We start from the raw sequence: 18,792 nt of genomic DNA, 5'->3' as shown, positions 1-18,792 counted from the left end.
CGCTCCGCGGGCCGTCGAACGCGGCGTGCGCGTCGACGTGCAGGCGCCCGCCGATCTGCGCGTCGCGGCGGAGCAGACGGCGCTCATGCGCGCCGTGATCGCCCTGCTCGACAACGCGGTGCGGTACAGCCCCGACGGCGCGAGCGTGCAGCTGACCGCGACGCCCACGGGGCGTCGTGCGGAGATACGAGTGGCCGACCACGGCCCGGGACTGGGCGACATGGACCCGGAGCGCGTCTTCGAGAGGTTCGCCAGGTCGACGGCGTCCACCGAGCGACGGGGGTTCGGACTGGGCCTCGCCCTGGTGCGCGACATCGCGAACCGGTTCGGCGGCTCGGTCGAGGTCGAGCGCACCTCCCCTACGGGCACGACCTTTCTGCTGACGCTTCCGCGCGCCTGACCGCGCGCCGCGCCGGCCGCCACCTGGGAATCGTCCATCCCCTTTCTATGAGAACCCGCAGGATGCCGGATTCTTGGGGCTTTCTTGGCGGTCGAGCGCGACAGTCATCCCATGAGCGAGAACAACGAGAACACTTCTGTCCCCGGTGAGGCCGCCGACGGCGGCGCTCCCGACACGACGCCGACCGCCGAGGCGGCATCGGCCCCGACCCCGGATGCTGCACCCGCGGCGCCCGCCGCGGCAGAGGCGCCGCCGGCTCCTCCTGCGCAGGGAGCTCCTGTCGCATCCGGCGCGTCGACCACCCCGATCCTTCCGACGACGCCCGTGGACCAGGCGGCGCCGTATGCCGCACCGGCGCAGCCTGGAGCGCCCGCAGGCGCGGCACCCGCGAAGCCGTTCTGGAGCCGCACCGGAACTCGCATCGGCGCCGGCGTCGTCGGCGGCGTGGTCATCCTGATGCTCGGCTTCGGCGGCGGCTGGGTGGCCCACAGCGTGGTGCGCCCGTTCGGGATGCACGAGCAGGCGTGGGGCGGACCGGGCGGCGACCGGGGCATGCCGCACGACGGCTTCGGCGGCCAGCGCGCACCGCGCGGCGGCCAGGGCTTCGGCGACGGCCAGCGCCCCGGCGGACCGAACGGTTCCGATGACGGCAGCACCGGCGGCAGCGACTCCGACGACACCCCGACCCCCGAAAGCACGCCGGGATCCTGAGCCCCGGGTCGCGGCGGATGCCGCAGGAACCCCCTCCGAAGCGGCATCCGTCGCGACCCGGACCACCGACCGCACCACGACACCTGCGAGGAGGCACGACATGGCCACGATCACCCTGCCGATCGGCACGCCGCGGGCGCACAGCGCCGCGATCCGCCCCAGCGCCGCGGTCCGGCGACGCCGCGCCGAGCTGTGGAACCTCGGCGCCACCGTCGCCGTCTGGACCACCTGCCTGTACGTCGTGGCCCTGTGGGTCGCCGGCGGGGGCGTGCAGGCGCTGTTCACCGGCAGCGCCGATCTGCTGAACTCGGCCGGCCGCCTCACTGGGCTGGTCGCCTCGAACCTGCTGCTCCTGCAGGTGCTGCTGATGGCGCGCGTCCCGCTGTTCGAGCGCGGGTTCGGCCGCGACGGAATGACGCGGATGCACCGGCTCGTCGGCTTCTGGTCATTCGCACTGCTGCTCACGCACATCGTGCTGCAGACCCTCGGCTATGCGGCATCCGCCGGGCTGAACCCGCTCGTGCAGCTGTGGCAGTTCGTCGTGGACTACCCGGGGATGCTGCTGGCGACCGCGGGCACGGCGCTCGTGATCCTCGTCGCGCTCACCTCGATGAAGCGGGCACGGCGCCGGCTGCGCTACGAGTCGTGGCACCTGCTGCACCTGTACGGCTATCTGGGCGCCGGGCTCGCACTGCCGCATCAGCTGTGGACCGGATCCGACTTCACGGCATCCGTCGCGGCCACCTGGTACTGGTGGGGCCTGTGGATCCTCACGGCCGTCGCGGTGATCGCCTACCGCGTGATCGTGCCGCTGGTGCGCTCCCGCCGGCACCTGCTGCGCGTCGCGAGCGTCACCCGCGACGGCGCCGACGGCGTGACCGTGCGGATGCGCGGCGAGGGCATCGCTCGGCTCGGCGCGCAGCCGGGGCAGTTCTTCGTCTGGCGCTTCATGGACGGGCCGGGCTGGACGCGCGGGCACCCCTTCTCGCTCTCCGCCGCGCCGACCGGCGACGAGCTGACCATCTCGGCTCGGCTCGTCGGCGACGGAACGTCTCGGCTCGCCGCACTGCGCCCGGGCACCCGGGTGCACGTCGAGGGGCCCTACGGCGGATTCACCGGCGAGCGCAGGCGCGGTCGGCGGATGCTGATGATCGGCGCGGGCGCCGGCGTCGCGCCCCTGGTGTCCCTGCTCGAGGGAGAGCCGTATGCGCCCGGCGAAGCGGTGATCCTCACCCGCGACACGACTCCCGAGGCGGCGCTGCGCACGGAGGCGCTGGCCGCCCTGGTGCGCGACCGGGGCGTGCAGCACATCGCGCTGCCCGGCCGCCGCGCGCGGTCCGGTGCCTCGTGGCTGCCGGAGTCGCACGCCCGCTGGAACGGCGTCGACGCGCTGCGTCACCTCGCTCCCGACGTGCTCGAGCACGAGGTGTACGTGTGCGGTCCGCCGGACTGGGCGGATGCCGTGCTGCACGACCTGCGCGCGGCCGGCTTCCCGCCCGAGCGCATCCACCGCGAGGCGTTCGCGATCTGAGCATCCTGACACCCGGAACCCCACGACGAGGAGAAGATCATGGAACGACCGATGAAGCGCATCGCGTACGCCGCGCTCGCCACCGTCAGCGGGCTGGTGCTGCTGTTCAGCTACCGCACCTCCACCGGGGCGGAGATCCCGACCGCGAACGCCGCGGCTCCGGCAGCGTCGACCGGCGCCTCGGGCTCGGCTTCGGGGACCGGGTCGAACTCAGGATCGGAATCCGGCACCGGTTCGGACACGGACTCGTCCGATTCGGCGTCCGCCTCGGGATCGGCATCCGGCTCCGACGCGACAGGCGGCACGACCGGATCCAGCACGACGACGGCGTCATCCGGTCTGAAGGACGGCACCTTCACCGGCGACGCGGCGAGCACCCGCTACGGCCCGGTGCAGGTGCAGGTGCAGGTCAGCGGCGGGAGGATCGCCTCCGTGGACGTCGTCGACTATCCGAATGAGAACCCTCGCGACCGGCAGATCAATCAGCAGGCCGTGCCGATGCTGATCAGCGAGACCACCTCTGCGCAGTCGGCGCAGATCGACATGATCTCGGGTGCCACCTACACAAGCCGGGGGTATCAGCAGTCCCTGCAGAGCGCCCTCGACCAGGCGACATCATGACCGCCCGGCACGCGCAGGTGTGCCCCGTGATGGGCACTGTCGCCAGTGCGCACGTGATCGGCGGTGCCGCCGGTGTCGAGCTCGAGGCCGCGATCGAGGGCTGCTTCGGCATGCTGCGCCGCGCAGATCGGGTGTTCTCGATGTACGACTCCGCATCCGATGTGCAGCGCATCGCCCGTGGCGAGCTGCGGATGGCGGATGCCGACCCGTGGGTGGCCGAGGTCGAGGCGGCCTGCGACGGAGCGGAGTTCGAGACGCGCGGCCTGTTCAGCGCGTACCTGGGCGGGGTCTTCGACCCGACCGGGTACGTGAAGGGCTGGGCGACCGAGCGCGCGGCTCGTGAGCACCTCCTGCCGCTGCTGAAGGTCCCGGGCCTGCAGGCCGTCGGCCTCGACGTCGGCGGCGACCTGCAGGTCTTCACCGCCGAGGAGTCGGACTGGACCTGGAACATCGGCATCGTCGACCCCGCCGATCGCACTCAGGTGATCGCGACCGTCCCGGTGCGCAACGGCGCCGTGGCGACCTCGGGCACGGCGGAGCGCGGTGCGCACATCGTCGACCCCCGCACGGGCGCAGCCGCCACGGGCATCCGCTCGGCGACGGTCATCGCGGAGAGCCTCACCCGTGCGGATGTCTGGGCGACAGCGATCGTCGCCGCCGGCGCCGACCTGGGCTGGCTGCCCCGCGCCGCCGGCACCTCGGGCCTGCTCGTCGACACCGCCGGCAGCATCCGCCGGTGGGTCGAGGGCGTGACCGTCGAGGTGCAGCCCGCCTGATTGCGCCCGCCTGATCCTGACGCTCCAGGTATCAGCATTCGCCGTTTCAGCGCGCCCGATTCCCGCCGATCTTGATACCTGGAGCATCCTTGCGAGCGTGACCCACCGGGGGCGCAACCGGTCAGACGGAGACGGACTCCCGGATGTCGGCGCGGGTCAGCGGCACGGTCGGGGTGCCGTCCAGATCGTCCGGCAACCGCGGCGGTGCGGATGCCGTCGGCTCCGGGGCCTCCTCCGCCACGATCGCTGCGCGGTCGCGGAAGCCGTCGGCGGTCACGCGGTCGAGCTCGACCTGCTTGCGGATCGCGGCGGTCTTCTCGTACAGCGACGGGTCTCCGTAGCTGGTGAGCACCTTCACCAGGACCGGCAGCAGCTCGATCATGAAGAACAGCGCAGCGATCAGCCAGTGCGCCCAGAAGATCGCGGGCTCCTTGTCGGCCAGGCGGTTCAGGCCGGTGATCTGGCTGAGCAGCCCGATCGCCCCGGCGTTCCCCTGCGCGACTGAATCCGCCCGCGCGTTGTATGCGGCGAGCGCGTTCTCGTAGGTCTTCTTCGCCGCAGGCAGCTGGTCCTTCGCCTGCTGGCGGTTGGTCGACTCGGATGCCGTGGTGTTGGCCTTCTCGGCCGTCTCGGCGCTGGACAGGTCGCCGTTGGCGGCGCGCAGCTGCGCGGCCAGGGCGTCGTAGGTCTGCTGGGCCTGCGCGAGCTGGGCCTTCGCCGCATCCGAGCTGGAGCCCTGGCCGTGCACGCCGGTGCAGCCGGGAACCGTGCCCGCGCCCTCGCCGGTCAGCTCGCACTGGTACAGCGCACGGGCGGAGTCGATCACCTTCTGCTGCTCGGCCATCTTGCCGGTGAGGTCGTCGACGGTGGCCTTGGCGGCGGCAGTCGATGCGGAGCCCTTGTCGGTGCCGGCGACGATGCCCGTGGCAGCCTGGTTCTCGAGCGCGGCGACCCGCTTGGTGGCGGCGTCCAGAGCCTTCTTCTCCGGCCCCTTCTCGAGCGCCTTCTGATCGGACTGCGACTGGGTGATATTGGTGGACGCCACCTCGCGGGCGATGTCGTTGTGGAACACCTGCAGCACGAGCGGCTCCGCGACGAGGAAGCCGATCAGCGCCGCCATCGCCACACGCGGGACGGCCAGCGCGATCAGCTTGCCGATGCTGCGCGACGAGGACATGGTCGCCGTGAGGAAGCGGTCGAGGTTGAAGATGATCGCCGCCCACACGATCGCCAGCGGCACGGCCAGCCAGATCGCCACCTGCACGCCGGTCGTGAGCGCGAACAGCATCGAGATCGCGGAGACCAGCGCGGTGCCGGCGAGCACGAAGAACATCTGCACGAAGCGGGGCGTCTCGCCCGGAACGCGGTCGAGGATCGGGCCGTCGGCACCGCCGAGGATCGCCAGCGTGCGCAGGCGGGAACCAGGAACGCGCGGGCGGCGCTCGCGCTTGGGTCGTGGCGAGCGCGGAGGCGTCGGCTCGTCAACCGCGATCGGCTCGGCTGTCGCCGGCTCGGATGCCGCGGTCTCGGCCTCGTCGACGATCACCCGGCTCGGCCGGGAGGGCTCGTCGAAGAACGGGAAGTCCTCGACGTCGAACGACTCGGTCTCCTGCGCGTCCTGCACGATCGGGTTGGGCCGAGTGGAGCGGTCTGCCGCGTCGTCGAGGGTGCTCGCGGCGATGCCGGCATCCGCGTCGGGGCCGGACGGCCGGTACTCGCGGGTGAAGTACTCGGGCACCTCGGCGGCCGGCGTCGCGTCGTTCGAGCCGTCGCCGTCGACCTCGATGCGGTCCTGCGAGCCCATCCGTCCAGGGCGATGCGCGGAGTATGACATCCCTCCAGGCTAGGAAACCCCGGCTGTGCGGCTCCCGGACGAACCCTGCGAACGGCTCCCAGGAAAGGGATGCGGTGTCGTCGACGCCCTGTCAGGCTGGACGCATGAAGACGCTGCTGCTGGCCCGCCACGCGAAGTCGGACTGGGGCCTGCACGGCCTCGCCGATCACGACCGTCCGCTGAACGGCCGAGGTCGTCGTGACGCCCCGGCGATGGCCGCCCGTCTGCTCGACGACGGGGTCGCGATCCAGCGCATCGTGTCGAGCACGGCCGTCCGCGCACGCAGCACCGCTGACGAGTACGCCGCGGCCTTCAGCATCCCCGTGATCGAGGAGGACGCACTGTACGCGGCATCCGCCCGCACGATCCTCGAGGTCGCGTCAGCCCTGCCCGACGAGGTCGACGTCGCGATGCTGGTCGGCCACAACCCCGGCATGACGGACGCCGTCGCCGAGCTGACGGGCGCCTTCGTGGAGTTCCCGACCTGCGCCGTCGCGGAGTGCGCCGTCGACGTCGGCTCCTGGCCCGAGCTCATCGAGGGGTCGGGCCGGATGCTGCGCCTCCGGACGCCTGGGGACGCCTGAGGGCGCTCAGGCCATCGCCGCCGCGGCGGCCTCGTCCTCGGTGGTCGCGACCAGCTGACCGCAGGCGCCGTCGATCTCCTTGCCGCGGGTGTCGCGCAGGGTGGTCGGGATGCCGGCGTCGTTCAGGCGGCGCACGAACTCGTTCTGCACGTCGATGTCGGACGAGGTCCAGATCGAGCCGGGCGTCGGGTTCAGCGGGATCGGGTTCACGTGCACCCAGCCGCGGCCGCGCGCATTGAGCTTCTCCGCGAGCAGGTCGGCGCGCCAGGCGTGGTCGTTCATGTCCTTGATCAGCGCGTACTCGATCGAGACACGGCGGCCGGTCTTCTCGAAGTACTCCCTCGCGGCATCCAGCGCCTCGTCGACCTTCCAGCGGGAGTTGACCGGGATCAGCTCGTCGCGCAGCTGGTCGTCGGACGCATGCAGCGAAAGCGCGAACGTGACGGGGATGTTCTCGTCGGCGAGCTTGCGGATCGCCGGCACCAGGCCGACGGTCGACACCGTGATGCCGCGAGCGCTCATGCCCAGGCCGTTCGGCTGCGGCGCGACCATGACGCGCACGGCGTCCATCACGCGCTTGTAGTTGGCCAGCGGCTCACCCATGCCCATGAACACGATGTTCGAGACCCGCTCCATCGAGTGGTCGTCGCGCTTCTTGCCGCCCAGCTCGCCGTTCGCGATGGCGCGGTTGGCGCGCACGATCTGCTCCACGATCTCGGCCGTCGACATGTTGCGGGTCAGACCCGCCTGGCCGGTGGCGCAGAAGGGGCAGTTCATGCCGCAGCCCGCCTGCGACGACACGCACAGCGTGATGCGGCCGGGGTAGCGCATCAGCACCGACTCGACCAGGGCGCCGTCGTGCAGCCGCCAGAGGAACTTGATCGTGTCGCCGCGATCGGTGGTCAGCCGGCGCACCTCGGTCATGAGCGGCGGCAGCATCCCGCCGACGAGCTCCTCGCGCTGCTCCGCGGGGAGGTCGGTCATGTGCGCCGGGTCGGAGGTGTAGTGCGTGAAGTAGTGCGTGGACAGCTGCTTGGCGCGGAAGCCGGGCAGGCCCAGCTCCTTCACCTTCGCGATGCGCTCCTCGGGCGTCATGTCGGCCAGGTGCACGGGCGGCTTGCCGCGCTTGGGGCTCGCGAACTGCAGCAGCGGCCGCCCCTCGGCATCCTTCTTCTGCGTCCACCCCTCCGTCGCAGGGCGCACCTGCGTGCGAGCGGGCCCGGTGGTGCGCACGGGCGTGCTGCGGGCAGGCGGGGTCTTGTCGGATGCAGGCATGCATCAAGGGTACGGGGAACGACCCGCGAGAGGGCTGGATGCCCGGCATCCGAGCCTCCGTGCTGGCAGGCTGGTCGGCATGGAACCGTGGATGTGGATCGTGGCCGTCGTCGTCCTGCTGGTGCTCGTGCCGTGGGCCACGAAGGGGATGCGACCGAAGGCGCCGCAGCCGTCGGTGTCCGTCGCGCCTCGCAGCCTCACACCTGCGGAGTCGGCTGAGATCGACGCCCTGGTCGCCGGCGACCGGAAGATCGCCGCGATCAAGCGGCTGCGCGAGCTGCAGTCCCTGAGTCTGCAGGAGGCGAAGGACGCGATCGACGCCTGGGTTCCGGGAACGGCGTGGACCGCGGATGCCGCGGCATCCGCTCCCCGCCCGACGGATGCATTGAGCCCCGCCGCCCGCGCCGAGATCGCCGCGCTCATCGCCGACGATCAGAAGATCAGCGCGATCAAGCGCTACCGCGAGGAGACCGGCGTGGGCCTGAAGCAGGCGAAGGACGCGATCGAGAACTGGTGATCCCGACTTGTAATTACAAGTCATTCCGGCGCACAATGGAGCGACGAACGGAGCCCTCATGACCGACCGCCTCTCCCGCGCCCGCGCCGCCGGCGTCCTCGCCGTGCTGCGCGCACCCTCCCCCGAATCCGCCCTGGAAGCCGCCGACGCGATCATCCGCGGCGGCATCCCCGGCATCGAGGTCACCTACTCCACACCGGATGCGCCCACGGTGATCCGCGAGCTGATCGCCCGCCATGGCGACGCGGCGTACATCGGCGCCGGCACGGTCACCACGCCCGAGCAGGCGGCTGCTGCGGCCGAGGCGGGCGCCGAGTTCCTGGTGAGTCCGGGCACGCTCCCCGCCCTCACCCGCGCCATGCTCGACACGGGCAAGGTCGTCATGACCGGCGCGCTGACGCCGACCGAGGTCATGACGGCGCTCGAACTGGGCGTCGACGTCGTCAAGATCTTCCCGGCATCCCTCGGCGGACCGGCCTACCTCGGCGCGCTGCGCGGCCCCTTCCCCGACGCGCCTCTGATGCCCACGGGCGGCGTCAAGCCCGAGAACGTGGCGGACTGGTTCGCGGCCGGCGCCGTCGCCGTCGGCGCCGGCGGCGACCTGGCGAACTCGGCATCCATCACGGCCGGCGACTGGGCCGACCTCGAGGCCCGCGCCAGCAGCTTCGCCGCAGCCCTGGCGGCCGTGCGCGGCTGAGGGGCGCGGGTGGTGCATGTGCGTCTTCTGCCGGATGCTCGATTGACTCCCGAATGAGGGACGGCGGGCGCACCCGAACCTCACCGTGAAAGACTGAGCCCCGACCCGAACAGGAGACCTGGATGCTCGATCTCGCACCGTGGGCTTGGGCGCTCCTCGGCCTCGGCGCCCTCGTCGCGGGGCTGGGCAAGACCGCGATCCCGGGCAGCTCGACCGTGACCGTGGTGGTGGCGGCATCGATCCTCCCCGCGCGCACCTCGACGGCGACGGTGCTGCTGCTCTTCATCGTCGGTGACGTGTTCGCGCTCACGACGTACCGGCGGCACGCCGACTGGCGCACCCTGCTCCGGCTCGCGCCCGCGGTGATCGTCGGCCTGCTGGTCGGCGCCGTCTTCCTCGCGCTGGCCCAGGACGGGATCGTCCGCCGCACGATCGCCGTCATCCTGCTCGCGATGATCGCGATCACCCTGTGGCGGCGATGGCGCTCGCGCACCGAGAAGTCCGGGCGCATCGCCGCCGCCGGCTACGGCACGCTCGCGGGCTTCACGACCATGGTGGCCAACTCGGGCGGCCCGGTGATGTCGATGTACTTCCTCGCCACCCGCACGCCCGTGAAGGTGTTCCTGGGCACCTCGGCATGGTTCTTCGCGATCGTGAACCTGACCAAGGTGCCGTTCCTGGCGGGCATCGGTCTGATCACGCCGTCCGTGCTGCTGCTGGACCTGCTGCTCGCGCCCCTGGTCGTGATCGGCGCGCTGATCGGCATCCGCCTGGCGAAGCGGATGCCGCAGCAGCTGTTCGATCGCCTGGTGACCGTGCTCACGATCGCCGGGGCGCTGTACCTGCTGGTCTGAGCGGACTCGGCCCGGGACGAGTGCAGTCCGGGAAGAGTGCAGCCCGGGAAACAGGATCCGCAGGATATGCGCGATACTCAAGGCATGAAAGATCTTGCAGACCCCGAAATCGCCGTGATCGGCACCGACGACATCATCGAGGGGATCCGGCGCCTCGGCATAGCGGACGGCGACGACGTGCTCGTGCACTGCTCGCTCTCCGCCTTCGGCCTGGTCGCAGGCGGAGAGCAGACCGTGCTCGCCGCCCTGCAGAGCGCCGTCGGCACCGCGGGCACGCTGTTCATGCCCGCCCAGAGCTGGCAGCTCTGCGACCCGGACTTCCTCGACGATCCCGCACTCCCCGCCGCGACCAGAGTCGCCGTCCGGGCCGCCCTTCCAGCCTTCGACCCCGTCCTCACTCCGACGAGGACGATGGGCCGGGTCGCCGAGCTGTTCCGCTGCCAGCCGGGTGCGTTGCGCAGCAGGCATCCGCACCGCTCGTTCGCGGGCCGCGGCCCGGCGGCCGCCCAGGTGCTGGCCGACCACGCCGTCGAAGACCCGTTCGGCGAGTCCTCGCCGCTCGCGCGCCTCTACGACCTGGGCGCGAAGATCCTGCTGCTCGGTGTCGGCTACGACTCATGCACCGCCCTGCATCTGGCGGAGGGCCGCGCGCGGACCGACGTCCCCCTCGTGCGCAACGGCGTCGCGGAGATCGGCGGCGACGGCATCCGGCGCTGGCGCACCTGGGACGAGCCCGTCGTCGACGACTCCCTGTTCCCGCGGATCGGAGCCGAGTTCGAGACTCTCGCGGCGGTCCCGGTCACGAGGATAGGCTCGGCCGAGTGCCGAGCGGTACCGCTCGCACCGCTCGTCGATCATGCGGTCGACCTCCTTCGGAAAGCACAGAGCTGAAATTTCTTGCAGCTTTCGAAAACGTCTGCCATGATTCAACGGATGGCATCGACGCCTCGCTTCACAGCACACTGGAAGCGTTTGCAGCGATGCACCCGTTGATCACATGAAAGGCAGCACCAATGAAGGTGAGACGCATCACTGCGGTGGCGTTGATCGCGAGCATGGCCGCCCTGGCCCTGTCCGGATGCACAGCGGCCGGAAGCGGCGCCTCCGGCTCCGACGGCGGTTCGAAGAAGACGCTCACGGTGTGGGTGGACGCGAACCGAGTCGACGAGCTCAAGGACATCGCCGCGCAGTTCCAGAAGGACAAGGGCATCACGGTCAAGCTCGTGCAGAAGGAGTACGGCGACGTGATGAAGGAGGACTTCGTCAAGCAGGTACCGACCGGCAAGGGCCCCGATGTCATCATCGGCGGGCACGACTGGCTCGGCCTGTTCGTGCAGAACGGCGTGATCGCGCCGCTTGAGCTCGGCGATGCCGCCTCCGACTACGCCGACGTGGCCATCCAGGCCATGAGCTACGAAGGCACCCTGTACGGGCTGCCCGCCTCGATCGAGAACATCGCGCTCGTCCGCAACAAGGCACTGGCGCCGTCCACGCCCGCGAACTGGGACGACCTGATCGCCGAGGGGCAGAAGATCGTCGCCTCCGGTGCGGCGCAGTACCCGGTGATCATCCCGTCCGGGCCGGAATCGGACCCGTACCACCTGTACCCGCTGCAGGCCTCGTACGGCGCCCCGCTGTTCGGCACGAACGACGACGGCAGCTTCAACCCGAAGGACCTGCTGATCGGGAATCCCGGCGGCGAGAAGTTCGCCGCCAAGCTGGTCGAGTGGGGCGCCGAGGGCGTGCTCAACACCAACATCACCGGTGACATCGCCCGCGACGAGTTCGCGGCGGGCAAGTCCCCGTTCATGCTGTCCGGCCCGTGGAACCTCCCGGCGTTCAAGGAGGGTGGGATCGACTACGCCATCGACCCGATCCCGCAGGCCGGGCCGGAGAAGCCGACGCCGTTCGTCGGCGTGCAGGGCTTCTTCGTCAGCGCCAAGAGCGAGAACCCCCTCGCCGCCAACGAGTTCGTCGTGAACTACCTCGGCACCGAGAAGGTGCAGCTCGCCCTGTACGAGGCCGGCGGACGCCCTCCGGCACTCACCTCGGCCTTCGAGATCGCCACGAAGAGCAACCCCGACGTCGGCGCGTACGGCGAGATCGGGCGCGATGGCGTGCCGATGCCGGCCATCCCGGAGATGGGCGCCGTGTGGAACTACTGGGGCTCCACGCAGGCCGCCCTGGTGAACAACACGGCGGGAGACCCCGCCAAGGCGTGGGCGACCATGGCCCAGCGCATCGCCGCAGACATCGGCTGAGAGAGGGTGCGGGCCCGGCAGCAGGCCGGGCCCGCACCCCGTTCCGACACCGACAGCCGCAATCGAGGAACCGATGACCAAGACGACCGACGCGCCCGACACCGCGCACAGCCCGACACCGACGTCCCGGCGGACCGGGCGGAGACCGCAGGCCGGCACGACCCCGAAGACCGGCGCGACCCCGAAGATCCACCGCACGACCGGCGTCGTGGGCATCCTTCTCAAGATCGTCGCGCTCGGCGTCATCGACGCCCTGGCGGTCTACGCCGCGTTCGTGCTGCTCCTCGACGGGTCCTGGCCCGTCGCCCTGGCCGTGGTGATCGTCGCGCTCGCGATCACCGTCGTCTACCTGCGTCCGGGGATGCTGCCCGCCAAGTACCTCGTGCCGGGCACCGTCTTCCTCATCATGTTCCAGCTGGTCGTCGTGGTGTACAGCGGCTACATCGCCTTCACCAACTACGGCGACGGTCACGTCGGCGACAAGGATGACGCGATCGCCGCGCTCATCCAGAAGTCGTTCGCCCGCACGCCCGACACGCCCGGCCTGGACATGGTCGTCGTCGATCAGGCGGGGCAGCTCTCCTTCCTCGTCACGGATGCCGAGGGGCGGGCGATGCTCGGCGGCGAGGACCGTCCGCTCACCGAGGTCCCGGATGCCGAGTTCGATGGCGGAGCAGCCGTCGGCATCCCCGGCTACACGACGCTCGACCTCTCACAGAAGCTCGACAGGCAGCAGGAGATCGCCCATCTCAGCGTCCCGCTCGCCGACGATCTCGACGAGGGCGTGCTGCGCACCAAGGACGGCACCACGGCGTACGTCTACACGGCATCCATGCACTACGACGAGGCCGAGGACGCCTTCACGGATTCGTCGACGGGCACGGTCTACCGCGACAACGGCACCGGGGCGTTCACCTCGGATGCGGGCAAGGCGCTCCTGCCCGGCTGGAAGATCGACGTCGGATTCGACAACTTCGTCCGCGCGTTCGGCGAGGAGTCGATCCGCGGCCCGCTGCTGCAGGTGATCGTGTGGACCTTCGTGTTCGCAGGTTTCACGGTGCTCGCCACCTTCGCGGTCGGAGTCCTCCTCGCGATCCTGCTCGACAACCCCCGGCTGCGCTTCCGTCGCACGTTCCGTGTGCTCGTGATCCTCCCCTACGCCTTCCCCGCCTTCCTCTCGGCGCTGATCTGGAGCGGCCTTCTCAACTCCCAGTTCGGGTTCGTCAACCAGGTCCTCCTCGGCGGCGCGCAGGTGCCGTGGCTGACCGACCCCCTGCTCGCGAAGGTGAGCATCCTGATCGTGAACCTGTGGCTCGGCTACCCGTACATGTTCCTCGTCGCCACGGGTGCCCTGCAGTCGATCCCCGGCGAGTACGTCGAGGCGGCTCGGGTCGACGGGGCAGGGGCCTGGACGGTGTTCCGGCGGGTCAAACTCCCGCTGCTCATGGTGACGATGGCCCCGCTCATGGTGGCGGCGTTCGCGTTCAACTTCAACAACTTCAACGTCATCTACATGCTCACCGAGGGCGGCCCGCAGGACATCTCCACCGACATGAACGTCGGCGCCACCGACATCCTCATCACTCTCGTGTACAAGGTCGCGTTCGGCGAGACCAGCGGCCGTGACTACGGGCTCGCCAGCGCCTTCTCGATCATCATCTTCCTGCTGGTCGCCGCGATGTCGATCGCCGGATTCCGCCGCACCAAGGCCCTGGAGGACCTCCACTGATGACCGCCACTTCCGTCCACCCCGCAGTCAACCCCGAGCATCGTCCCGCGTCGGCGCCCTCGCAGCGCCGCAGGGCGAGGCTCGCCCTCATCGCCTCCTACATCGTGATCATCGCGGCCTGCGTGATCGCGGTGTTCCCGATCCTGTACATCGTCTCCGCATCGCTCAATCCGAACGGAAGCCTCGTCGGCGCGAACGCCATGTTCACGTCCTTCGACCTCGGCAACTACATCACGCTGTTCACCTCGCCGGCCCAGCCCTATGCCGCGTGGTTCGTGAACACCCTGATCGTCGGGCTCGCCGCCTCCGCAGGAACCGTGCTCCTGGGCGGTCTGGCCGCCTACGCCTTCTCGCGGATGCGCTTCACGGGGCGGCGCTTCGGGCTGACCGCCATCCTGCTGGTGCAGATGTTCCCGCAGCTGCTGGGCGTCGTCGCGATCTTCCTGATCATGATCGCGATCGGCGACATCTTCCCGGCGCTCGGCCTCGACACGCTGCTCGGACTGATCCTGGTCTACCTGGGCGGCGCGCTCGGCGTGAACACCTACCTCATGTACGGCTTCTTCAACACCGTGCCCTCGTCGATCGATGAGGCCGCGAAGCTCGACGGAGCCGGCCACGCGCGGATCTTCTTCACGATCATCCTGCGCCTGTCCGCCCCGATCCTCGCAGTGGTCGGGCTGTTGTCCTTCATCGGCACGGTCAGCGAGTTCGTCGTCGCCAGCGTGCTGCTCGCCGACCCCGCCAAGCAGACGCTCGCCGTGGGGCTGTTCCAGTTCGTCTCCCAGGAGACCTCGGCGAACTGGCCCGTGTTCGCGGCGGGTGCGGTGCTGGCCGCGCTCCCGGTCGTGGTGCTGTTCTTCGCGCTGCAGAAGTACATCGTGGGCGGGCTGACGGCCGGGGCGGTGAAGTGAGGGCGGCGCAGTGCGGGTGCTAGCCTTTCCGTCATGAGTGCGACGCTGGCAGAGATCGCGGCGCACGCCGGGGTGAGCCAGGCCACCGTCAGCCGGGTTCTCAACGAGAAGCCGGGAGTGGCACCGGACAAGCGCCGGGCGGTGCTCACCTCCCTCGACCTCCTCGGCTACGAACGACCGTCCCGGCTCCGCGCACGCACGGCCCGTCCGGTGGGCCTGCTGCTGCCCGAACTGGGCAACCCGATCTTCCCCGCGTTCGCGCAGGCGCTCGCCCCCAACTTCGCCCGCCGCGGCTTCACGCCGGTCATCGGCACGCAGAGCGAGGGCGGGCTGCACGAGGACGAGATCATCGACATGTTCGTCGAGGCCGGCGTCGCGGGCATCCTGTTCGTCGCCGGGCGCCATGCCGACACCGCGGCGTCGACCGAGCACTATCGCCGCCTCCGTGATCGCGGTCTTCCGCTCGGCTTCGTGAACGGCCACCGCGACGACGTCGACGCCCCGTTCTTCTCGTTCGACGATCTCACCGCGATGTCCCTCGCGGTGAGGCATCTCACGGCCATGGGGCACCGCCGCATCGGCTTCGCCGCGGGTCCGGAGACGCTGGTGCCGTCCCGCCGGGCCACGAAGGGCTTCGAGCTCGCCATCCGGGAATCGCTCGGACCGGATGCTGCTCCGCTCGTCGTGCACTCGCTGATCTCCGACGACGGCGGCGTCAGCGCCGCGCGGTCGCTCATCGGCGAGGGGTGCACGGCCATCGTCTGCGCCAGCGATCTCATCGCGATCGGCGTGCTCGCGGAGGCCCGCAGGAGCGGCCTTCGCGTGCCCGAGGACCTCTCCGTCGTCGGGCTGGACGACTCGATCCTGGCGCGCAGCAGCTGGCCGCCCCTCACGACCATCCGCCAGCCCGTCGCACTGATGGGCGTCGCCGTGGCGGATGCGTTCGTCGGGGAGATGAACGGGGTTCCCGCATCACGCACCGAGTATCTCTTCCAGCCGGAGCTGGTGCTGCGCGAGTCGACGGGGCCGGTGCCGGACTCTGCCTGACCGGCCCCGTCCGGGTCAGCGGGATGCCGCCTGGATGGCGAGCGCCGGGGTGTCGCCCGGCATCCGCTCCGCGCCCAGCATCCAGACACCGAAGGCCGGTCCCGACACCTCTATCTCGACGACGCCGAGGCGCTCGAGGGCCCGGAGGGAGCCGGATGCCAGCAGTGCGGCAGCCGGCGTTCCGATCGCGTCGTCGGGGATGACGATGCGATCGTCACCACGGGAGGCGACGACGAGCACTGACTGATCGGTGGTCTCCCGGACGAAGGCGAGCGAGTCGTCGCCGGCGTGCAGCCAGCGCAGACCGCCGGTGCGCAGAGCGGGCATGCCGCGGCGGAGGCGGGAGAGCTCGGCGTAGAAGCCCGACAGCTCGGGAACCGTGCCCCAGGGCAGGGGGGTGCGCGCCTCCTCGCCGAGGGCGCCGCGAAGGCCGAACTCGTCTCCGGCGAACAGCACCGGCGTGCCGGGGAGGGCGAAGGACAGCCCGGCCGCGACCCGCTGCAGCTGTTCGTCTGCGCGTTCCCGGAACCGCGGGGTGTCGTGCGTGTCGAGCGCGTTCATGACGAGCTGATTGACGGGCCAGGGGAAGGAGCCGGTGAAGCGGCGATGCGCACGGACGAACTCCCCCGCCGTCGCCTGGGGGGTCTGCGCATAGGGGATGCCGAAGTGGTGCTCGGGCTGCGCAGCCGGGCGCTGCAGCCAGTGCCACAGCGGGCGGGTGAACGCCGAGTAGCTCATCGGCGCCTGCCAGCCGAGACCGTCGAAGTCGCGCGTCGCGTCATTGGTCGACTCCGCGAACAGCACGGTGTCCGGCGCAACCTCCTGCATGGTGCGGCGCACGCTGCGCTGCACCAAGCGGTTGAGGTCGTCGTCGCCATGCCGCCCGGTCATGTTCGCCACGTCGATGCGCCATCCGTCCAGTTCGAAGGGCGGGAGCAGCCACTTCGCGACGACGCTCTCGCGGCCCTCGATGAAGCGGGATCGCAGTTCGGGCGAGTTCCAGTCGAGCTTGGGCAGGGTGGGGACCCCGTACCAGGCGACGTAGTCGGTGTGCGCGTCGTCGTTCCAGTAGTAGAAGGCGCCTTCGGGCGCGGACGGGTCGCCGAGGGCCGCACGGAACCATTCGTGCCGGTCGCCGGTGTGGTTCGTGGTCAGGTCTCCGATCACGCGGATGCCCCGCTGGTGGGCCGCCTGGACGAGACGGATGAGCGCCTCATCGCCGCCGAGCAGCGGATCCACCCGGTCGAAGGTCGTCGCGTCGTAGCGGTGGTTGGACCCGGCGGGGAAGAACGGCGTCAGGTAGATCAGGGTGACGCCCAGGTCGACGAGATGCCCCAGGCGTTCCCGCACCCCGTCGAGGTCTCCTCCGAACACCTGCAGCGGGGTGTCCGAGCCGGTGTGGATGACCTCGTCGTCCCACGCGGCGGGGATCGCCCAGGAGGGGAGTGCACGCGCCGCCGCTCCGACGGACCGGGCGAACCGGTCTGGGAAGACCTGGTACATGATCTGACCGGATGCCCACTCCGGCGGCGGCACCGCGCCGGTGACGCGGAAGTCGGCAGCGTCGAGCGGCTCGACCTCGTCGACGCCCTCGGGGTTCAGCCAGAGCGCGCCCGCATCGAGACGGTTGAGCAGGAACCGGTACCCGACGACGGGGTTGAGCAGCTCGATCGCGCCCTCCCACCAGTCGGCGAGGTCTCCGGCGAGCGGGGACGGGATCGGATGCATCGGAAGGTAGCGCGGTTCGGCATCGACGACGACTCGCACCCAGACGCTGGCGAGGGGTCCGAAGGCGCGGGGCACGCGGACGCGCACATTCCTGACGCTCGGCTCAGATCCCGCCGTGGAGTAGAGCTCGGAGCCGTCGTGATGGGGGTGATGGTGCAGGTGCATGGTGCTGCCTTCGGTCGTGCGCGATCGCGCTCCAGGTACGGCGACCGAGGTCGCACGGGAGTGACCTGCACAACTTAGCAAGCAGATTCATCAACTGCAAGAATATTCATACCGCGATGTCGGACGCAGCATCCGCCCCGGGCACGTCCGAAACGGGAAGACCTCAGTCCAGGAAGATGTCCGGGAACAGCCGGTCGTCGGGGGTGCCGGGCACGGCCGCGTACTTCGAGAAGTCGGTCACTCCCGCCTCCGACAGCACGTCCTCGACGATGAGCGTCTGACCCGTGCGCTCACGCGACGGCGTCGTCAGCACGACGTAGGCGGCATCCGCATAGATGTCCGCGGTGCGGCTGGCCGCCATCACGCGGTCCCCGCCGAGCAGGTTCTGCACGGCGGCGGTGGCGATCGTGGTGCGCGGCCAGAGCGTGTTGGCGGCGATGCCGGCATCCGCGAACTCGGCAGCAAGACCGAGCGGCGCCATCGTCATGCCGTACTTCGCCAGCGTGTAACCGGTGTGGGCCCCGAGCCACTTCGCCGAGATGTTCAGCGGCGGCGACAGCGAGAGGATGTGCGGGTTCGGCGCATCCTTCATCACCGGCACCGCCGCGCGCGAGAGCATGAACGTGCCGCGCACGTTGACGTCCTGCATCAGGTCGTACTTCTTGGCTGCGAGGTCGGCGGAGCGAGAGAGGTCGATCACACTCGCGTTGTTGATCACGATGTCGATGCCGCCGAACTCGCCCTGCGTCTTCAGCACGGCCTCGGTGATGTCGTCGTCGCTGCGCACATCGCCAACGATCGGCAGGGCCTTCCCGCCCGCCGCACGGATGGCCTCGGCGGCGGTGTGCACGGTGCCCTCGAGCTTGGGGTGCGGGGTGTCGGTCTTGGCGAGCATCGCGATGTTCGCGCCGTCGGCTGCGGCGCGCAGCGCGATGGCGAGGCCGATGCCGCGGCTGCCGCCCGACATCAGGATGGTCTTTCCTGCGAGGGACATGGGTTCTCCTTCGAGCGTGCGTTCAGGTCGGCGAGGGGTCACTTCGGGGCCATGCGGATGGCGCCGTCCAGGCGGATGGTCTCGCCGTTCAGGTAGCCGTTGGCGACGATGTGCTCCACCAGCGCGGCGTACTCGTCGGGCCTGCCGAGGCGGG

Annotated in this window: 18 protein-coding genes and 1 pseudogene; 14 read left to right on the top strand and 5 right to left on the bottom strand. The window is 70.3% G+C overall.

Annotated elements, in window-relative coordinates:
• The 5 genes from BGN97_RS01420 to BGN97_RS01400 all read left to right on the top strand — a co-directional run.
• Window positions 1–400: sensor histidine kinase (locus tag BGN97_RS01420; RefSeq protein WP_292697412.1), on the top strand; the 400-nt coding region annotated here is incomplete at its 5' end.
• Between the two features lie 111 nt (window positions 401–511).
• Window positions 512–1,111, top strand: a complete 600-nt coding sequence (locus tag BGN97_RS01415; protein WP_292697411.1) for a hypothetical protein — start codon at window positions 512–514, stop codon at window positions 1,109–1,111.
• Window positions 1,112–1,211: 100 nt separating this feature from the next.
• Window positions 1,212–2,642, top strand: a complete 1,431-nt coding sequence (locus tag BGN97_RS01410; RefSeq protein ID WP_292697410.1) for a ferredoxin reductase family protein — start codon at window positions 1,212–1,214, stop codon at window positions 2,640–2,642.
• 39 nt (window positions 2,643–2,681) lie between these two features.
• Window positions 2,682–3,263, top strand: a complete 582-nt coding sequence (locus BGN97_RS01405) for an FMN-binding protein (protein ID WP_363331385.1) — start codon at window positions 2,682–2,684, stop codon at window positions 3,261–3,263.
• The gene (locus tag BGN97_RS01400) at window positions 3,260–4,039 is read left to right on the top strand and encodes an FAD:protein FMN transferase (RefSeq protein WP_292697409.1); all 780 of its coding nucleotides are present in this window, start codon (window positions 3,260–3,262) and stop codon (window positions 4,037–4,039) included. The genes BGN97_RS01405 and BGN97_RS01400 overlap by 4 nt, the downstream gene beginning before the upstream one ends.
• 121 nt (window positions 4,040–4,160) lie before the next feature.
• On the opposite strand, the gene BGN97_RS01395 is transcribed toward BGN97_RS01400, so the two are convergent.
• Window positions 4,161–5,873 carry a DUF4407 domain-containing protein gene (locus tag BGN97_RS01395; RefSeq protein WP_292697408.1) on the bottom strand — a complete coding sequence of 571 codons (1,713 nt, stop codon included), beginning with the start codon at window positions 5,871–5,873 and terminating at the stop codon, window positions 4,161–4,163.
• 104 nt (window positions 5,874–5,977) lie between these two features.
• Here BGN97_RS01395 and BGN97_RS01390 point away from each other — a divergent pair, with 104 nt between their 5' ends.
• Window positions 5,978–6,457 (top strand): histidine phosphatase family protein, encoded by a 480-nt coding sequence (locus tag BGN97_RS01390; protein ID WP_292697407.1) that lies wholly within the window; start codon window positions 5,978–5,980, stop codon window positions 6,455–6,457.
• Between the two features lie 6 nt (window positions 6,458–6,463).
• Here BGN97_RS01390 and rlmN read toward each other — a convergent pair whose 3' ends face one another.
• Complete coding sequence (gene rlmN, locus BGN97_RS01385; RefSeq protein ID WP_292697405.1) at window positions 6,464–7,732, bottom strand: 23S rRNA (adenine(2503)-C(2))-methyltransferase RlmN; 1,269 nt, start codon at window positions 7,730–7,732, stop codon at window positions 6,464–6,466.
• Window positions 7,733–7,811: 79 nt separating this feature from the next.
• Here rlmN and BGN97_RS01380 point away from each other — a divergent pair, with 79 nt between their 5' ends.
• From BGN97_RS01380 to BGN97_RS01345, 8 genes are all read left to right on the top strand, one after another.
• Complete coding sequence (locus BGN97_RS01380; protein ID WP_292697403.1) at window positions 7,812–8,249, top strand: ribosomal protein L7/L12; 438 nt, start codon at window positions 7,812–7,814, stop codon at window positions 8,247–8,249.
• 58 nt (window positions 8,250–8,307) lie between these two features.
• Entirely contained in the window at window positions 8,308–8,946 is a 639-nt protein-coding gene (locus tag BGN97_RS01375) for a bifunctional 4-hydroxy-2-oxoglutarate aldolase/2-dehydro-3-deoxy-phosphogluconate aldolase (RefSeq protein ID WP_292697401.1), read from the top strand.
• 122 nt (window positions 8,947–9,068) lie between these two features.
• Window positions 9,069–9,800: a sulfite exporter TauE/SafE family protein gene (locus BGN97_RS01370; RefSeq protein WP_292697399.1), complete on the top strand. Its 732-nt coding sequence runs from the start codon at window positions 9,069–9,071 to the stop codon at window positions 9,798–9,800.
• 84 nt (window positions 9,801–9,884) lie between these two features.
• Window positions 9,885–10,691, top strand: a complete 807-nt coding sequence (locus tag BGN97_RS01365; protein ID WP_292697397.1) for an AAC(3) family N-acetyltransferase — start codon at window positions 9,885–9,887, stop codon at window positions 10,689–10,691.
• 122 nt (window positions 10,692–10,813) lie between these two features.
• Window positions 10,814–12,061, top strand: a complete 1,248-nt coding sequence (locus BGN97_RS01360) for a maltose ABC transporter substrate-binding protein (RefSeq protein WP_292697395.1) — start codon at window positions 10,814–10,816, stop codon at window positions 12,059–12,061.
• Between the two features lie 73 nt (window positions 12,062–12,134).
• Window positions 12,135–13,790, top strand: coding sequence for an ABC transporter permease subunit (locus BGN97_RS01355; RefSeq protein ID WP_292697393.1), 1,656 nt, complete (start codon window positions 12,135–12,137; stop codon window positions 13,788–13,790).
• Window positions 13,790–14,704, top strand: coding sequence for a sugar ABC transporter permease (locus BGN97_RS01350; protein ID WP_292697391.1), 915 nt, complete (start codon window positions 13,790–13,792; stop codon window positions 14,702–14,704). Before BGN97_RS01355 ends, BGN97_RS01350 begins: the two co-directional genes overlap by 1 nt.
• A gap of 33 nt (window positions 14,705–14,737) precedes the next feature.
• Complete coding sequence (locus tag BGN97_RS01345; RefSeq protein ID WP_292697389.1) at window positions 14,738–15,751, top strand: LacI family DNA-binding transcriptional regulator; 1,014 nt, start codon at window positions 14,738–14,740, stop codon at window positions 15,749–15,751.
• A gap of 15 nt (window positions 15,752–15,766) precedes the next feature.
• Here BGN97_RS01345 and BGN97_RS01340 read toward each other — a convergent pair whose 3' ends face one another.
• The 3 genes and pseudogenes from BGN97_RS01340 to BGN97_RS01330 all read right to left on the bottom strand — a co-directional run.
• The gene (locus BGN97_RS01340) at window positions 15,767–17,644 is read right to left on the bottom strand and encodes a glycoside hydrolase family 13 protein (protein ID WP_292697387.1); all 1,878 of its coding nucleotides are present in this window, start codon (window positions 17,642–17,644) and stop codon (window positions 15,767–15,769) included.
• 163 nt (window positions 17,645–17,807) lie between these two features.
• Complete coding sequence (locus tag BGN97_RS01335) at window positions 17,808–18,638, bottom strand: NAD(P)-dependent oxidoreductase (RefSeq protein WP_292697385.1); 831 nt, start codon at window positions 18,636–18,638, stop codon at window positions 17,808–17,810.
• Window positions 18,639–18,676: 38 nt separating this feature from the next.
• A pseudogene (locus tag BGN97_RS01330) lies at window positions 18,677–18,792 on the bottom strand (3-hydroxyacyl-CoA dehydrogenase); the annotation flags it as partial.

The organism is Microbacterium sp. 69-10, from assembly GCF_001897945.1.
Classification (GTDB): domain Bacteria; phylum Actinomycetota; class Actinomycetes; order Actinomycetales; family Microbacteriaceae; genus Microbacterium.
Note: the sequence above shows the minus strand (reverse complement) of the source record. Positions and strands in the feature narration are given on the sequence as shown.

Excerpts from the sequence above, each read along its gene's own strand:
- BGN97_RS01415 (WP_292697411.1), top strand. The coding sequence starts at position 512 with ATGAGCGAGAACAACGAGAACACTTCTGTCCCCGGTGAGGCCGCCGAC.
- BGN97_RS01410 (WP_292697410.1), top strand. The coding sequence starts at position 1,212 with ATGGCCACGATCACCCTGCCGATCGGCACGCCGCGGGCGCACAGCGCC.
- BGN97_RS01405 (WP_363331385.1), top strand. The coding sequence starts at position 2,682 with ATGGAACGACCGATGAAGCGCATCGCGTACGCCGCGCTCGCCACCGTC.
- BGN97_RS01400 (WP_292697409.1), top strand. The coding sequence starts at position 3,260 with ATGACCGCCCGGCACGCGCAGGTGTGCCCCGTGATGGGCACTGTCGCC.
- BGN97_RS01395 (WP_292697408.1), bottom strand. The coding sequence starts at position 5,873 with ATGTCATACTCCGCGCATCGCCCTGGACGGATGGGCTCGCAGGACCGC.
- BGN97_RS01390 (WP_292697407.1), top strand. The coding sequence starts at position 5,978 with ATGAAGACGCTGCTGCTGGCCCGCCACGCGAAGTCGGACTGGGGCCTG.
- rlmN (WP_292697405.1), bottom strand. The coding sequence starts at position 7,732 with ATGCCTGCATCCGACAAGACCCCGCCTGCCCGCAGCACGCCCGTGCGC.
- BGN97_RS01380 (WP_292697403.1), top strand. The coding sequence starts at position 7,812 with ATGGAACCGTGGATGTGGATCGTGGCCGTCGTCGTCCTGCTGGTGCTC.
- BGN97_RS01375 (WP_292697401.1), top strand. The coding sequence starts at position 8,308 with ATGACCGACCGCCTCTCCCGCGCCCGCGCCGCCGGCGTCCTCGCCGTG.
- BGN97_RS01370 (WP_292697399.1), top strand. The coding sequence starts at position 9,069 with ATGCTCGATCTCGCACCGTGGGCTTGGGCGCTCCTCGGCCTCGGCGCC.
- BGN97_RS01365 (WP_292697397.1), top strand. The coding sequence starts at position 9,885 with ATGAAAGATCTTGCAGACCCCGAAATCGCCGTGATCGGCACCGACGAC.
- BGN97_RS01360 (WP_292697395.1), top strand. The coding sequence starts at position 10,814 with ATGAAGGTGAGACGCATCACTGCGGTGGCGTTGATCGCGAGCATGGCC.
- BGN97_RS01355 (WP_292697393.1), top strand. The coding sequence starts at position 12,135 with ATGACCAAGACGACCGACGCGCCCGACACCGCGCACAGCCCGACACCG.
- BGN97_RS01350 (WP_292697391.1), top strand. The coding sequence starts at position 13,790 with ATGACCGCCACTTCCGTCCACCCCGCAGTCAACCCCGAGCATCGTCCC.
- BGN97_RS01345 (WP_292697389.1), top strand. The coding sequence starts at position 14,738 with ATGAGTGCGACGCTGGCAGAGATCGCGGCGCACGCCGGGGTGAGCCAG.
- BGN97_RS01340 (WP_292697387.1), bottom strand. The coding sequence starts at position 17,644 with ATGCACCTGCACCATCACCCCCATCACGACGGCTCCGAGCTCTACTCC.
- BGN97_RS01335 (WP_292697385.1), bottom strand. The coding sequence starts at position 18,638 with ATGTCCCTCGCAGGAAAGACCATCCTGATGTCGGGCGGCAGCCGCGGC.